The organism is Methylobacterium sp. A49B, assembly GCF_053346215.1.
In genome coordinates this window covers 25193-40280 of record NZ_JBKFBO010000059.1, presented here as the reverse complement: position 1 = coordinate 40280, position 15088 = coordinate 25193, and the positions used below count along the sequence as shown (strand labels likewise).

Here is a 15088-nt window from a genome sequence, read left to right as displayed (position 1 = left end):
TCAAGATATGAGGCGCTTCGGGACGCGGAAGCTCGACCATCCGTGGGCGTCGAAGGTCCCACGTCACTGTCGGGACGGCCACGAACGGCAACGCGGCTCCACCTCCCCCCTGTGCGGGGCGAGGGAGACGCGCGCATCACGCTCCTTCTTCCTTAGAGAAGAGGATCGAGCGATCCGCCCGAACGGACGATGAAAATTATCCCGTGGGTCGCCCGTAGCCCGCAAGGGGGAGGAAGAGGCGCGCGGACGTGTTGGGGACCGGCGGCACGTCGGCGTCCGGTTTCATGTCCAGCCCATGCTCATCTTCGGCTGCAACGGAAGGGCACGTTTCTGCGACCCCGACGGCTGCGCCGAGACCCCGCATTGTTGCTGCACCGCACCCTAGGGTAGACCCACGGTCACGATGTCCGAGACCGCAGCCGCGATGACGCCTTCCCTCTGGACCCGCCTGTCGAATCCCAGCCACTTCATGCGGTGGTCGGGCGCGCTCGTGCCGTGGCTCGCCGCGCTCTCCTTGGTCGCCCTCGGTGTCGGGCTGTACCTGACCTTCTTCGTGGTGCCGCCCGATTACCAGCAGGGCGAGACCGTGCGGATCATGTACATCCACGTCCCGGCCGCGTGGCTCGGCGTGTTCTTCTACGGCGCCATGAGCCTGTCGGCGATCGGCACGCTGGTCTGGCGCCATCCGCTCGCCGACGTTGCGCAGCGCGCCGCCGCCCCGATCGGCGCGGCCTTCACGCTGATCTGCCTCGTGACCGGGTCCCTCTGGGGCAAGCCGATGTGGGGCACCTACTGGGTCTGGGACGCGCGCCTGACCTCCATGCTGATCCTGCTGCTGATCTACTGCGGCATCATCGCCCTGTGGCGGACCCTGGAGGATCCGAACCGCGCCGCGCGGGCGGTGGCGATCCTGACCCTCGTCGGCGCGGTGAACCTGCCGATCATCAAGTTCTCGGTGAACTGGTGGTCGACCCTCCACCAGCCCGCCTCGATCCTGCGCATGGGCGGCTCGACCATCGATCCCTCGATGCTCTACCCGCTGCTGCTGATGATCGGCGCGGCGACGCTCGGCGGGACGACGTTGCACCTCTACGCCATGCGCACCGAGATCATGCGCCGCCGGGTGCGGACGCTGACCATCCGCGAGGCCGAGCGCCTCGACCGCGCCCAGCCCCGCATCACCCCGACGCCGGCCGCGATGCCGGTCGGACAACCGGTCTAGGAACGCCGCGATGGATCTCGGCTCTCACGGCGGCTTCATCCTGGCCGCCTACGCCTTCACGGCTCTGGTCATGCTCGGCCTCGTCGGCAACGCGATCCGGGATCGGCGGGCGCAGGTCCGCGCGCTCAAGGGGTTCGGCGAGGAGCGGCGATGAACGCTCCCGTCGACGATGCGACCGGGCGGCCGCTGCCGGTCCGGCGCTCCCTCCTGCTGATCGTGCCGGCCCTCGCCTTCGCGGCCCTCGCAGCCGTGCTGTTCCTGCGTCTGCGCTCGGGCGCCGACCCGGCCGCCCTGCCCTCCGCGATGATCGGCAAGCCGGTGCCGAGCTTCACGCTTCCCGCCGTCCCGGGACTGACGGCAGCCGGCGCCCCCGTGCCGGGCCTGGCGAGTGCCGACATGAAGGGGCAGATCACGGTGCTCAACGTGTTCGCCTCGTGGTGCGCGCCCTGTCAGGTGGAGCACCCGATGCTGATGCGGCTCGCCAAGGAGCCGGGGATCCGGCTGGTCGGCATCGACTACAAGGAGCCGAACCCCGAGGCCGGCCAGCGCTTCCTCGCCCGGCACGGGGTGCCGTTCAGCGCGGTGGGGGCGGATGCCAGCGGTCGGGCGGCAATCGATTTCGGCGTCTACGGCGTGCCCGAGACCTTCATCATCGGGCCTGACGGCGTGATTCGCGACAAGCTCGTCGGCATCCTCACGCCCGAGAACTTCGCGAGCGTGCTCGCCCGCATCCGGGCGGCCGGCAAGGTCGCGGCGGCGCAGTAGCCTTTACGGCTGCGGCGCCTTGCGCTCGTACCGCGTCAGCAGCGGCGTCTGGGCGAGGGCGAACAGCACGGTGATCGGCATGATGCCGAACACCTTGAAGTTGACCCAGAAATCCTCCGTCTGGGTCCGCCACACTACCTCGTTGAGGGCGGCCAGGACGAAGAAGAACACGCCCCAGCGGAAGGTGAGCTTGCGCCAGCCCTCCTCGGTCAGGCTGAACATCGAGTCGAGCACCACCGACAGGAGCGAGCGCCCGAAGGCGAGGCCGCCGAGCAGCACGGTGCCGAACAGCGCGTTCACGATGGTGGGCTTGACCATGATGAACGTCTTGTCCTGCAGCGCCAGGGTCAGGCCGCCGAACACCACCACCACAACACCCGACACGAGCGGCATGATCGGCAGCCGGCGGACCATCACGTAGTGGATCGTCAGGGCGACGACCGTCGCCGCGATGAACACGCCCGTGGCGACGAACAGCTTCTGGTCGGGCGCCACGCCGAACCGCTCGGAATAGGCGTTGCCGAGGAAGAACAGGACCAGCGGGCCGAGTTCCAGCGCCAGCTTCACGAGGGGCGGCAGGTGCCGTTGCGGCGGGACGGTTTCGATCTGCATGCGCGTCTGTTGGCTCGGGTGCGGCGGCCTTGATAGGCTGTCAGCGCCGGACTGGATTCGTCGGCGTGTGTGTAACGCGGGGCGCGCGATGTCCATCACGATCGAGAATGCCGAGATCGAGGCGCTGCTGGCCGACCTCGCGGAGACGACTCGGCAGCCCGCGCCGGATCTGCTGCTCGACCTGCTCCGGCGGGAGCGGGAGCGGCTGGCCGAGGATCGGGAGCGCGAAGCTGCGGCCGCGATCGCGTCGGGGCGGTTGCTTCACGAGCGTTGGAAGGCAGCGGAGGAGATCGATCCGCGCCCGGTCAATGAGATCCTCGCCTACGATGAGAATGGCTTGCCGGTATGACCCAGGCGGTCATCGACACATCGATCTATATGGCGATCCTGCTCGGCGAGCCCGACGCGGATTTTTATAGTCAAGCGGTCCGGTTCTATCCGAAACGCCTTATGGCGGCTGCAACCTACCTCGAATGTGCCATCGTGAGCAGTAAGAAGACGACCGGCCGGGCTGATCTCGACGACTGGCTGCTCCGGGAGGTGATCTCGGTCGTCCCGGTCGACCACGCCCCTGCGCAGATCGCCGCGGACGCCTTCGCCCGCTACGGCAAGGGCCGTCACCCGGCCGGCCTGAACTTCGGCGACTGCTTCGCATACGCGCTCGCCCGGTCGCTGAACGCGCCGCTTCTGTTCAAGGGCCAGGACTTCGCGCAGACCGACGTGCTGCGCGTGGCCGTCTAATCCTTCTCCAGCCCGGCGATCGCCCGCGCGAAATCCCGGGCCGCGAAGGGCTCCAGATCCTCCACGCCTTCGCCGACGCCGATGAAATGCACCGGCAGGCCGAACTTCGCCGCCAGCGCCACCAGGATGCCGCCCCGGGCCGTTCCGTCGAGCTTGGTCATCACCAGTCCCGAGACCGGCGCGGCCTGGGCGAACAGCTCCACTTGGCTGAGCGCGTTCTGGCCGACCGTGGCGTCGAGAACCAGGAGGGTCGCGTGCGGCGCCTCCGGATCCTGCTTGCGCAGCACGCGGACGATCTTCTCCAGCTCGGCCATCAGGCCGGCCTTGTTCTGGAGGCGGCCCGCGGTATCGATCAGCAGCACGTCGGTTCCGGCGGCGCCCGCCTGCTTCAACGCATCGAAGGCGAGGCCCGCCGCGTCAGCCCCCTGCGCGCCGCTCACCACCGGCGTGCCGGTGCGCGCGCCCCAGACCTTGAGCTGGTCGATCGCCGCCGCCCGGAACGTGTCGCCCGCCGCCAGCATCACGGTGCGCCCCTCCGCCCGCAGCTTCGAGGCCAGCTTGCCCAGCGTCGTGGTCTTGCCGGCGCCGTTCACTCCGACGGTGAGGATCACGTACGGCTTCCTGTTCGCGTCGATGGTGAGCGGCACCGCCACCGGCTCGAGCGCCCGCTCGACCTCCGCGGCGAGGATCGCCCGGACCTCGTCGGGGGAGATGCCCTTCTCGTAGCGGCCCTTGCCGACGGCTTCCGAAACCCGCATCGCGGTCTCCAGGCCGAAATCGGCCTGGATCAGCGCGTCCTCCAGATCTTCCAGGGTGGTGGCGTCGAGCTTGCGCTTGGTGAACAGGCCGGTGACCCGGTCGGAGAGCGCCGTCGAGGTCCGCTTCATCCCGGAGGTGAGGCGGCTCCACCAGCCCTTGGCCTCGGGCTCGCGGTCCGGTCCCGCGCCCGCGTCGTGGGCGAGGGCCGCGGCGCTGTCGACCGGCTGGATGTCGGGCATCGGCTCGACTGCCGGCTCCCGGTTCGCATCGCCCGTGTCGACGGGGTCGGCCCCGTGGGCCGGATCATCGCCGGCCGTTCCGGCGGGCGGCCGCTCGGGCTCGCCCTCGATCGGGAGCAGGTCCGCGCCCTCCACGACGTCGGCGACCGGCTCGGGCGTTTCCTCGGGCGGCAACGGGATGTGCTCCACGTCCTCCGCGCCGGTGGCGAAATCGGGCTCGCCCTCGGAGGGCGAGGCCGCCTCCGCGGGCAGCTCGGCCTCGGGCTTGTCCGCGGCCGTATCCTGACCTTTGCGCCCGAACAGGCGTCCGAACCAGCCGGGCTTCTCCTCGCTCGCCATGACTTCGCGTCCTCGCCCCACCTTGCCCCGCCGACACCGACCCTCTAGCCGATCCGGATGCCCAACGCCTTCGACATAGGCGCGCGCCTCCTCTACCGCGATGCCCTGCTGCTCGTCATCGACAAGCCGGCGGGTTTGCCGGTCCATCCCGGGCCGCGCGGTGGCGAGACGCTCACCGACCACCTGGACGCCCTCCGGTTCGGCCTGCCCCGCCGCCCCGAGGCAGCCCACCGTCTCGACCGCGACACGTCGGGCTGCCTCGCGCTCGGCCGGCATGCCAAGGCCCTGGCGCGGCTCGGCAAGCTGTTCTCCGGCAGCGCCGTCGACAAGACCTACTGGGCCATCGTGGAGGGCGGCCCCGTCGATGAGGCCGGCCGCATCGACCTGCCGCTCGCCCGACGCTCGGACGATCCGCGCTCCTGGTGGATGAAGGCGGATCCGGCCGGCGATCCGGCGCTGACCCATTGGCGGGTGCTCGGGCGCACCGGGGGACGGACTTGGCTGGAGCTGAAGCCGGTCACCGGCCGCACCCACCAGCTCCGGGTCCACTGTGCCGCCTCCGGCTGGCCGATCCTCGGGGATGCGGTCTACGGCGGCGCGCCCCGCGGGAGCGCGCTGCACCTGCACGCGCGAGGCCTGTCGATCCCGCTCTACCCGAAGCGGGAGGCCATCGCGGTGACGGCGCCGCCCCCGCCGCATATCGACGAGGCCGTGGCGGCCATGCGCGCGTGAGCCTCGCGTCATCGCGCGCGCAGCGAGGCGACACAGGGCAGCGCGACGTCAAATGATGTTGCGCCGCTGGATTGCTTCGCCCCGCGCGCAGAGACGCCGACGGGCGTGACCAAAGCTGCGCGTGGACCGGACCTGCCCTTTTGGGGCCGGCACGGAGTGCGACCCGCCGTGACCGAACGCTAAGCGCTGATCAGCCGCGCGCCGTCGTGCCCGGCGATGGTGACGGTGTGGAACGTCCCCGGCGCCTCCGCTGCGGCCAAGCGCACGGCGGTAAAATCCGCGCTGCGCCCCAGGGCGCCGCGCTCCGCCAGGACCGTCAGGCGGCGTCCGACCTGCGCGTCGAGGTGCCGCCGCAGGGCGTCGGCGCCCGCCTCGCGCAGCCGCTCCGCCCGCGCGCGGATCGCCTCCGGGTCCACCGGCGGCATGCGGGCGGCGGGCGTCTCCGGGCGCGGCGAGTACGGGAAGACGTGCAGATGCGTCAGCCCGCATTCCGACACGAGGTCGAGGGAGCGGGCGAACTGCGCCTCCGTCTCGGTCGGGAAGCCCGCGATGAGGTCGGCCCCGAACACCATGTCGGGCCGCAGCCGTCGCACCGTCTCGCAGAAACGGATGGCGTCGGCGCGGAGATGCCGCCGCTTCATGCGCTTGAGGATGAGGTCGTCGCCGGCCTGCAGGGACAGGTGGAGATGCGGCATCAGCCGCTCCTCCTCCGCGATGGCCCTCAGGAGCGCGTCGTCGGCCTCGACGGAATCGATGGAGGACAGGCGCAGGCGTGCGAGGTCGGGCACCGACCGCAGGATTTCCCGGACCAAGCCCCCCAGGGACAGGGCAGGCGCCGGAAGGTCTCGGCCATAGGCCGTGAGGTCGACGCCCGTCAGTACCACCTCGCATCCCCCCTGCGCCACGACGCTCTCGACCTGCGCGATCACGTCGGACGCCGGCACCGAGCGCGAGGCGCCGCGCCCGAACGGGATCACACAGAAGGTGCAGCGGTGGTCGCAGCCGTTCTGCACGGGCACGAAGGTGCGGGTATGGCCGGTGATTGCGGTGATCCGCGTCGGCTCGGCGTGGCGCGCCGCCATGACGGCGCCCGGTCCGGTCCCCGCCGCCGACCAGCCTTCGGGTCGGAGCTTCTCGGCGTTGCCGATGAGGCGCGCCACCTCGGGCATCGCCACGTAGGCCTCGGTCTCCACCTCGGCGCCGCAGCCGGTGACGACGATCTCGGCCCCGGGCCGCTCGCGCGCGATCCGGCGGATCGCCTTGCGGGCCTGCCGCCCGGCCTCGGCGGTCACCGCACAGGTGTTGACGACGACGCGATCCCGCCCGTCCGCGCCGGCATGGACCCGCAGCGCCTCGGACTCGACGGTGTTGAGGCGGCACCCGAAGGTAAGGGTCTCGACTGCCATCAGGCCGCGCCGGCGAACAGCTCCGGCGCCAGGGTCCCCTCGGCGACGAGCGCGACCGGGCCGGTCATCAGGACGTGATCGTCGGCCCGCCACTCGACGAAGAGCTCGCCGCCGGGCAGCGCGACGGTCGCCTGCCGGCCGATCATCTTGAGGCGCGCGGCGGCGACGACGGTGGCGCAGGCGGCGGTGCCGCAGGCGAGCGTGAGCCCGGCGCCGCGCTCCCAGACCCGCAGCTTGATCGCCTCCCGGCCCGTCACCTGCGCGACCGAGATGTTGGCGCGCTCCGGGAACAGCGGATGGTTCTCCAGCATCGGGCCGATCCGGGCGAGGTCGAAGGTGTCCGGATCCGGCTCGACGAAGAACACCGCGTGCGGATTGCCCATGTTCACGACGCCCGGCGAGTGCAGGACCGGATCGTCGATCGGGCCGATCTGAAGCTCGACCCGGCGCGTGTCCGGGAACGGCTCGGACAGGGGGATCTCGTCCCAGGCGAGCCGGGGCCGGCCCATGTCGACCGTGAAGGCCCGCTCCGAGACCCGGCGCACGCCGAGGAGGCCGGCTGCGGTCTCCAGGGTGAGCCGGCCGCCCTCGGCGGGCCGGGCCATGGCCGGATCGTCGAGCATCGCGTAGGCGACGCAGCGGGTGCCGTTGCCGCAGGCGCCGGATTCCGAGCCGTCGGTGTTGTAGATCCGCATGAACGCGTCCGTGCCGGAGCTCACGGGATCGTGCAGGACCATCAGCTGGTCGAAGGCCGAGCCGGGATCCTGCGCAATCGCCCGCGCCTCCTCCGGCTGAACCGTTGCGGGGGAGCCGCGCAGGTCCAAGACCACGATCGCGTTGCCGGCGCCGTGCATCTTCAGGAAGCGTCTGTGGGCGAGTGCGCTCATGCGGTCCCGCAATTCGAGAGGATCGGCCGGCTATATGGCAAAACCCTCCGCCCGGCGCGAGGGGAGACAGCGGCGTGGCAGATGCGCCGCACCCGCAGCTCTCATCCATGTTGGTCTCGCGGGCCGTCCCGTTCGCCATTAGGTTACGGGGCGAGAGCCCGCGCAATCACCCGCGGGCCTCGACCGGAGCGCCCACCGTGATCCGCCTTCGACCGCTCGTCACCCTCTCGGCCGCTCTCGCGCTCGCCTCCGGCGCGCCCGTCGCCGCGCAGCAGGCTGCCCCGCCGCCCTCCACGGCCCCCGCACCGGCGCAGACCGATCCGCTGCCGACCACGACGGCACCGAACCCGGCGCCCGATCCGGGCAAGAGCCCGGCGCCGGCGCCGGAGCAATCGGTGGCGCCACCGCCCGCCGGTCAGGCCGCGGTGGGCTCGCCCGCGCGGCCGACCCTCATCGACAAGGCGGGCGAAGCCGGCGACGTCGACGAGGTCACGCTGCCCGCCAAGCCGGCCGCCATCCTCTCGGGCAAGACCAAGTGGGAGGAGGCCGTGTCGAACCTGAAGCAGGCCTTCGCGCGGATCGAGGGCGACCTCGCCAAGATCGGCGTCGCGCCCGCCGGCCGGCCGCTCGCGGTCTTCACCCGCACCGACGATGACGGCTTCGAGTTCGAGGCGATGATCCCGGTCGCGTCCGCCCCGAGCCCAGCGCCGGCGGAGGGCGACGGCCTGCGCTTCGGCACGACGCCCTCCGGCAAGGCCTTGCGCTTCGCCCACAAGGGCTCCTACGAATCGATCGACGGCACCTACGAGACGCTGACCGCCTATCTCGATGCCAAGGACATCGTCGTGCAGGACCGGTTCGTCGAGGAATACGCCACCGACCTCAAGGACAGCACCGACGACAATCTGGACGTGAACATCTACGCCTTGGTGAAATGAAGCAGGCGCTCTGAGCCGCGACCCGTTCAAGTTGCTTTAGCCGGATGCCGGGATCGCCATTGACGGCCCTCACCTACTGAGAATGCAGCGCAAGTCCCTCCCCCTTGCGGGGAGGGGTAGGGGTGGGGGTGGTGCAGAGGGCACCACCACGCTTGATCCTGCACCACCCCCACCTCCAACTCCTCCCCACAAGGGGGAGGAGAGCGTCTGTGCTCATGTGCGGGCATCCCCGAACACCCCAAAGGTTTGCATCTGAAACCTCGGCTGGGAGTACCCCGTCGTGGGGCCCTCGGGTCCCAGCCCTGCGCCGACCCGTCTTGCATCCCGGCGCCCGGCGGGACACATGCCCAGACCCGCATGCGACGGGATCCGACGGGAGACACGATGACGGAGATCGGCCACGGCCTGCTCGCCCACCGCACCGGAGCACCGGTCGCCGAGGCCCGGCCGCGCAGCTTCAGCGTCCACGGGCAGGAAATCACCGACCCCTACGCTTGGCTGAAGGCCGAGAACTGGCAGACGGTCCTCAAGGATCCGGCAGCCCTACCGGACGACATCGCCGCCTACCTCAAGGCCGAGAACGCCTTCGCCGAAGAGGCGCTCGCCGGGACCGCGGAGCTGCGCCAGCGGCTCGTCGCCGAGATGCGCGGGCGGATCCAGGAGGACGAGAGCGGCGTCCCCGAACCGGACGGGCCCTTCGCGTATTACACGCGCCACCGGGAAGGCGGTCAGCACCCGCTGATCTGCCGCAGGCCTGCGACCTCGCCCGACGTGCCCGAATCCGGTCCGGACCCGGACGAGACCATCCTGATCGACGGCGATCGCGAGGGTGAGGGCCTGCCGTTCTTCGAGATCGCCGCCGCGGTGCATTCCGACGACCACACGCGGCTCGCCTGGAGCGCCGACACCAAGGGCTCGGAACTCTACACGATCCGGGTCCGCGACATCGCCACCGGCCTCGACCGCGACGACCGGGTCGAGGCGACCTCCGGCGAGGCGGTCTGGGCAGCGGACGGCGAGAGCTTCTGGTACGTGGCGGTCGACGCCAATCACCGCCCCGCCAAGGTGATGCGCCACCGCCTCGGCACCGCGCAGAGCGCGGACGAGACGGTCTACACGGAGGCCGACGCAGGCTACTTCGTCCATATCGGCAAGACCCAGTCCGGGACCTTCCTCGACGTGACGGCGAGCGACCACGAGACCTCCGAGGTCCGGCTGCTCGACCGGCACGCGGAGGACGCCGCGCTGCGCCTGGTCCACCCCCGCGAGCCGCTGCTGATCTACGGGGTGGAGCACCGCGGCGACCGGCTGTTCATCCGCACCAACGCGGACGGGGCCGAGGACTTCAAGATTGTCACCGCGCCCGTCGACGATCCCGGCCGGGCCAACTGGACCGACCTCGTGCCGCACCGGCCGGGGGTGATGATCCGCCATCTCCACCTGCTGGCCGGCCACCTGATCCGCCTGGAGATCGAGAACGCGCGGCCGCGGATCGTCGTGCGCGACCTCGCCGACGGGGCCGAGCACACGGTCGCTTTCGACGAGGAGGCTTACTCCCTCGGCCTGCGCGCCGGGCTCGCCTTCGACACGGCCACGATCCGCTTCGTCTACGCCTCGATGACGACGCCGTCCGAGACCTGGGACTACGATTGCGCGACCCGCACCCGCGTCCTGCGCAAGCGGCAGGCGGTGCCGAGCGGGCACGATCCGGCCGCCTACGTGACCCGGCGGCTCTTCGCCACCGCGCCGGACGGCGAGCAGGTCCCGATCTCGCTGCTCCACCGGCGGGGCCTGACGCTCGACGGCAGCGCGCCGCTCCTTCTCTACGGCTACGGCTCCTACGGCACTCTGATGCCGGCCGGCTTCCGCACGAACCTCCTGAGCCTCGTGGACTGCGGGTTCGTCTACGCCATCGCGCATATCCGCGGCGGCACCGAGAAGGGCTGGCGCTGGTACCTCGACGGCAAGCGCGAGAAGAAGCCCAACACCTTCACGGACTTCATCGCCTGCGCCCACGCGCTGATCGCGCAGGGCTACACGGCCGAGAAGCGCATCGTCGCTCACGGGGGCTCGGCGGGCGGCATGCTGATGGGGGCGGTGGCCAACTTGGCGCCGGACCTCTTCGCCGGCATCGTCGCCGACGTGCCCTTCGTCGACGTGCTCAACACCATGCTCGACGCGGAGCTGCCGCTGACCCCGCCGGAATGGCCCGAATGGGGCAACCCGGCCGAGAGCGAGACCGCCTTCCGGACCATCCTGTCGTACTCGCCCTACGACAACGTCGCCGCCAAGGCGTATCCGGCGATCCTGGCGCTCGGCGGCCTCACCGATCCGCGGGTCACCTACTGGGAGCCGGCCAAGTGGGTTGCGCGGCTGCGCGCCACCATGACGGGCGGCGGGCCGGTCCTCCTGCGGATCAACATGGAGGCCGGCCACGGCGGCGCCGCCGGACGGTTCGACCGCCTGGAGGAGGTGGCGCTGATCTACGCCTTCGCGCTCGCGGTGGTGGGTAAGGCGTAGGCTCGGCGGCGCGACGGGCCGGGACCGGCCCGACGCGCAGGTCCATGCACTGACCTGCAAGTCCAAAGGGCGGGACTCCGGAGGGATCGCGCCGACGCCGCACCGTCCTTGCGAGCGGAGCGAAGCAATCCAGCTGCGCCACGCTGACACGCATCGCGCTACTCGGGCTCGCTTCGCTGCGCTCGCGATGACGGAGAGATCGCGTCGACCAGAGCGTCCACAAGGACCCCGCACAAGGGGTCATTGCAGCGAAGGCCAGCCCCGTCAGGGCCTCGCCGCGGGCGGCTGCGCACCCTCGCCGTCGATCGGAGCCCCGTCGCCCTGCGCCCGGGCCCGCCGTGCGGCGTCCTCCGCGGCCTTCTCGGCGGCCGCCTTCTCCGCTGCCGCCTTCTCCGCCGCAGCCTTCTCGGCGGCAGCCTTGAGCGCCGCGGCGCGCGCCTTGTCCATCTCGATCCGGGCGCGGCGGCGCTGCCGCTCCACCTGATCGGCTTCAGAGAGCTCGATCGATTCCAGTTCGCGCTGGAGCACGAAGGCGGCGAGCCCGTTCGACAGGGCGCCGACGTCGAGGGCCCGCTCCGGCGCGGCGAGCGGCCCCGTCATCCCGAGCTGGATCGCGGGCGTGCCCGCGCTCCAGCCCCGCGGCACCGGACCGCCCGAGAGGGTCCCGCGTGCGTCGAGGCGACCGGCGCGCAGATCATAGCCCAGCGTCCCCGACCAGCGCGCGGACCCGAGGTCGATATCGAGGGGCCCGGCCCGCAGCACGCCGCCGACGAGGGTAGCGGCGGCCCGCGTGGGACCGCGCGCCTGCACGCTGTCCTTGGCGAGTTCCTCGGCGACCACGGCCTGGAGGCGGCCCTCGCGCAGCGGGTCGTCCATCTCGGCGGCCCGTGCCAGGGCACGACCGAGACCCGCGGGGTCGGCCTCGGGAATCGTGAGATCGGCGAGTGCCAGGGTGCCGCTGCCCGAGAGGTTCTCGGCGAGCCCCGGGCTCGTCTCGGCCGTCGTGGAGAAGCGCAGGTCCGTGGTGAGCCGGCCACCGATCGGGCCGCCGGCCAGGGCCGGGATCGCGACCGAGTCGAGGCGGCTAGCCCCGGAGATCGCCACGGCGGCCCCGAGCCGCGCGAGCGTGACCGATCCGGCGACGCGCCCGCCGGCGAGGGCGCCGCTCAGGTTGCGCAGGGTCAGGCTCGCGTCGGCGACGCCGATGGCCACGCTGGCATCCGTCGCCACGAGGCCATGTCCGAGATCCAGGCTGGCCACCCGGGTGTCGAGGGCGACGCTGGGCAGCGCGGACGGCGCCCCGAAGCGCCCGTTCCCCTCCGCGGGCAGCACGGTCGCGGCCGCGAGTTGCGGCAGCGACAGGCGGTCGAGGGAGAGATGGCCGCTCACGGCGCCCCCCGGCGCCCGCTTGAGCGCCCCGCTCAGCGCGTTGCCCGCCACGGTCCCGGTGAGGTCGGCGGTGACGTCGCCCCCGTCTCCCGCGAGCGTGACGGCGAGGTCGGCCGGCCACGCGCCCGGCTGGAGGCTCGCGGCTCCCGCGAGGGTCAGGAAGGGTGCGAGGTCGGCCGTTTCCAGGCGCAGGACGCCGCCCCTCGGCGTGGCATCGGTCCCGACGAGAAGGGGTGTCCCGGTCGCGACCTTGAGGCCCGCCACCGTACCGTCGACCTTGACGGCGAGGGCCTCCCCCGCCGCCCGCTCGGCGCTCAGGCGCAGTTCGGCGGGTCGCCGAAGTCCCGGGATATCGGGCCGGCCGAACCACTGCCCCGCCCGGGGGCCGGCGAGCGCGGCGGTCCCGCCCACGATCCGAGTCCCGCGGCTGACCAGGGACAGGTCGAGGGTGCCGCCGCCCGCGTCGCCCTTGGCCTGCGTGCGCAGGGCCTCCGCGGCGCCGCCCTCTCGGTCGAGGGTCACCGCCAGATCGAGGGGCGCGTCGCGCAGGAAGGCGGGGAGCAGGCGGATCTCGCCGACCCAGACCCGCTCCAGCAGGCCCAGCAGCGGCGCCGCCACCGGCGCCTTCAGACGGCCGGAGACGCGGCCGGTCCCGTCGGCGCCGATCCGGCCTGACAGCTTGGCGCTCGCGCCCGCGAGGTTGGTCACGTCCAGGCTGTCGACCACGAGGCTCCCGCCGTCCGACTGGATGCGCGCCGCGATGGTGCCGGTGCCGGACGTCGCCGCACCGAACCGCACGTCCTGCGCCTCCAGGGTCAGGGCGAGGTCGTGTTCGCCGAGACTGCCGAGCGTCGCACCGAGCGGCGGCAGATTGGCGATGTCGATGCCGCTGGCGCGGATCTGCGCCTCGAAGCGGCCGCGCACGCCGGCTTCCGCGGCCGTGTAGCGGGCGTTGCCGGTGATCCGCGCTGTCCCCAGGGTCAGGCGGAGGTTGCGCAGGAACAGGCTGTCGGCGGCGGCGGACAGATCGGCCGCGGCCTCGACGCGCCGACCGTCGAGGAGCGCGGGCAGTGGCCCCTCCAGGCCGAGGCGGCGGAGGTAGCGGCCGAGCGCCTCCGAGTCGGGCGCGCTCAGGCTGACGGGTCCCGTGAGGCGCAGGGGCGCCGTCTCGATCTGTCCGCTCGCGTTCAGGCTCGCGCCTGCCGGTCCGGTCGCGGAGAGGCGGCGCAGCAGGATCCCGCCCGCGCGCTCGACGGTGCCGGCGAGGGCGAGATCCGACCAGTCCTCGCCGCCGAACACGGCGCTGCCCACCGTAAGATCGAGGTCGAGCATGGCCGGGAGACCGCCGGCCCAACGCGGCGGGCCGCGGGCGATCAGGGCCTGCCCCTCGGCCGAGGCCAGGAAGGCGTCGAGGTCGAGCCGGCGGGCCTCCAGGGTGAGGCCGGCGCGCCACTGGCGCAGGTCGAGGCGACCGGTGCCGCCGAGCCGCAACGCCCGGCCGCCGGGATCGATGGCGAGGTCGACCCCCTCGAACCGCACCTGGGTTCCCCGCGCCTTGAAGCTTCCACCGATGGAGAACGGCAGATAGGCGCCCGCGGCCTGGGTCGGCGGACCGACCACGAGCCGGGCGGTGCCCTCCGCCTCGACCATGGAAGCCCGGCCGGCTTCGGCGGTGACGAGGCCGAAGCGCGCATCCGCCTCGAATCGGGGATGCGCGTCGCCGCCGCCGGAGATCTTCACGGGGAGGCGCCCGTCGGCCCCCGGCGTGCCGCTGACGGCCCGGAACGGGATGCCGCCGCTCGTTCCCTCAGCCCGCCAGGGACCCACGAGGGCGGGCGCCTGAAGGGTCAGGTCCTGAACGTAGAGCTGATCGGTCCGACCCGTGGCCGGCACCTGTGTGGTGACGAGGAACTGCTGGACGTGCAGGGCCTCGATCGCGAAGTCGCGGGCGCGCAGGGCGTCACCGAGATCGGCCGGCAGCTTCACGGCGTCCGGGCCCGCGACGGGGAGCTTGATCTCGGCCCGGCCGACCCGGGTCTCGGTGAAGCGGAACTCGCCTTTGAGGAGCGGGGCGAGCGCAACCTCGGCCTTGACGAAGCGGGCGTCGAGGCTCGGGCGGTCGGGATCGGCCCCGAGGTGCAGACGGTCGACCCGCAGCCGCGGCGAGGGCAGGAGGCGAACCTCGATCCGCCCGTCCGTTCGGGCCGGGACGCCGAGCGACCGGGCGAGCGCCCGGTCGACGAGGGCGCGATGGGCTTGCCAATCGACGAAGGGCGGGACGGCGAGGGCCGCCACGAGAACCAGGATGACGGCGCCCGCCAGCGCGGTCAGAAGATCACGCACCGTACCCGTTCCGCCCCATCCCGCGCGGGGGCAGCCCGACGCCGCCCCGCGTGCCCAAGCCGGCAAGCCGCCACGGCCATAGCACGATCAGGCGTGGAGGGCGCCAGCGGTCATCCGCGGTTTCGGAGACGCCCGCGCGGCGCGGGCGCCGTTCCCGATGGGGTCGGGACGGGGTCGGTGGACATGCCCATGCCGA

General features: G+C 72.2%; 13 protein-coding genes. 8 read left to right on the top strand and 5 right to left on the bottom strand.

The window, feature by feature from the left end:
- The first annotated feature begins 424 nt into the window (after positions 1-424).
- From ACLBX9_RS04710 to ACLBX9_RS04700, 3 genes are read left to right on the top strand one after another with little or no spacing between them, the layout of a single operon-like run.
- The gene (locus ACLBX9_RS04710) at positions 425-1222 is read left to right on the top strand and encodes a heme ABC transporter permease (protein ID WP_039892369.1); all 798 of its coding nucleotides are present in this window, start codon (positions 425-427) and stop codon (positions 1220-1222) included.
- 10 nt (positions 1223-1232) lie between these two features.
- The gene (ccmD, locus tag ACLBX9_RS04705; RefSeq protein WP_447718078.1) at positions 1233-1376 is read left to right on the top strand and encodes a heme exporter protein CcmD; all 144 of its coding nucleotides are present in this window, start codon (positions 1233-1235) and stop codon (positions 1374-1376) included.
- Entirely contained in the window at positions 1373-1987 is a 615-nt protein-coding gene (locus ACLBX9_RS04700) for a DsbE family thiol:disulfide interchange protein (protein WP_447718077.1), read from the top strand. Before ccmD ends, ACLBX9_RS04700 begins: the two co-directional genes overlap by 4 nt.
- 3 nt (positions 1988-1990) lie before the next feature.
- Here the strand turns inward: ACLBX9_RS04700 and ACLBX9_RS04695 are convergent, their stop codons facing one another.
- A complete protein-coding gene (locus tag ACLBX9_RS04695) occupies positions 1991-2599 on the bottom strand; it encodes a septation protein A (protein WP_447718076.1) in 609 nt (202 codons plus the stop codon).
- 88 nt (positions 2600-2687) lie between these two features.
- Between ACLBX9_RS04695 and ACLBX9_RS04690 the strand changes: the two genes are divergently transcribed.
- Together ACLBX9_RS04690 and ACLBX9_RS04685 are read left to right on the top strand one after the other, a co-directional pair.
- Positions 2688-2948, top strand: coding sequence for a type II toxin-antitoxin system VapB family antitoxin (locus ACLBX9_RS04690; protein WP_447718075.1), 261 nt, complete (start codon positions 2688-2690; stop codon positions 2946-2948).
- On the top strand, positions 2945-3340 hold the full coding sequence (locus ACLBX9_RS04685; protein WP_447718074.1) for a type II toxin-antitoxin system VapC family toxin: 396 nt from the start codon (positions 2945-2947) through the stop codon (positions 3338-3340). The genes ACLBX9_RS04690 and ACLBX9_RS04685 overlap by 4 nt, the downstream gene beginning before the upstream one ends.
- On the opposite strand, the gene ftsY is transcribed toward ACLBX9_RS04685, so the two are convergent.
- Positions 3337-4677 (bottom strand): signal recognition particle-docking protein FtsY, encoded by a 1341-nt coding sequence (ftsY, locus tag ACLBX9_RS04680; RefSeq protein WP_447718073.1) that lies wholly within the window; start codon positions 4675-4677, stop codon positions 3337-3339. The genes ACLBX9_RS04685 and ftsY overlap by 4 nt on opposite strands.
- A gap of 57 nt (positions 4678-4734) precedes the next feature.
- Between ftsY and ACLBX9_RS04675 the strand changes: the two genes are divergently transcribed.
- The gene (locus ACLBX9_RS04675) at positions 4735-5409 is read left to right on the top strand and encodes an RluA family pseudouridine synthase (RefSeq protein ID WP_158168876.1); all 675 of its coding nucleotides are present in this window, start codon (positions 4735-4737) and stop codon (positions 5407-5409) included.
- 179 nt (positions 5410-5588) lie between these two features.
- On the opposite strand, the gene mtaB is transcribed toward ACLBX9_RS04675, so the two are convergent.
- Complete coding sequence (mtaB, locus tag ACLBX9_RS04670; RefSeq protein WP_447718072.1) at positions 5589-6815, bottom strand: tRNA (N(6)-L-threonylcarbamoyladenosine(37)-C(2))-methylthiotransferase MtaB; 1227 nt, start codon at positions 6813-6815, stop codon at positions 5589-5591.
- Positions 6815-7702, bottom strand: coding sequence for a diaminopimelate epimerase (dapF, locus tag ACLBX9_RS04665; RefSeq protein WP_010682742.1), 888 nt, complete (start codon positions 7700-7702; stop codon positions 6815-6817). Before dapF ends, mtaB begins: the two co-directional genes overlap by 1 nt.
- A gap of 197 nt (positions 7703-7899) precedes the next feature.
- Between dapF and ACLBX9_RS04660 the strand changes: the two genes are divergently transcribed.
- Complete coding sequence (locus ACLBX9_RS04660) at positions 7900-8640, top strand: GyrI-like domain-containing protein (RefSeq protein ID WP_010682741.1); 741 nt, start codon at positions 7900-7902, stop codon at positions 8638-8640.
- Positions 8641-9024: 384 nt separating this feature from the next.
- Positions 9025-11160 (top strand): S9 family peptidase, encoded by a 2136-nt coding sequence (locus ACLBX9_RS04655; protein WP_447718071.1) that lies wholly within the window; start codon positions 9025-9027, stop codon positions 11158-11160.
- Between the two features lie 264 nt (positions 11161-11424).
- On the opposite strand, the gene ACLBX9_RS04650 is transcribed toward ACLBX9_RS04655, so the two are convergent.
- Complete coding sequence (locus ACLBX9_RS04650; RefSeq protein WP_447718070.1) at positions 11425-14892, bottom strand: AsmA protein; 3468 nt, start codon at positions 14890-14892, stop codon at positions 11425-11427.
- Positions 14893-15088: the final 196 nt, after the last annotated feature.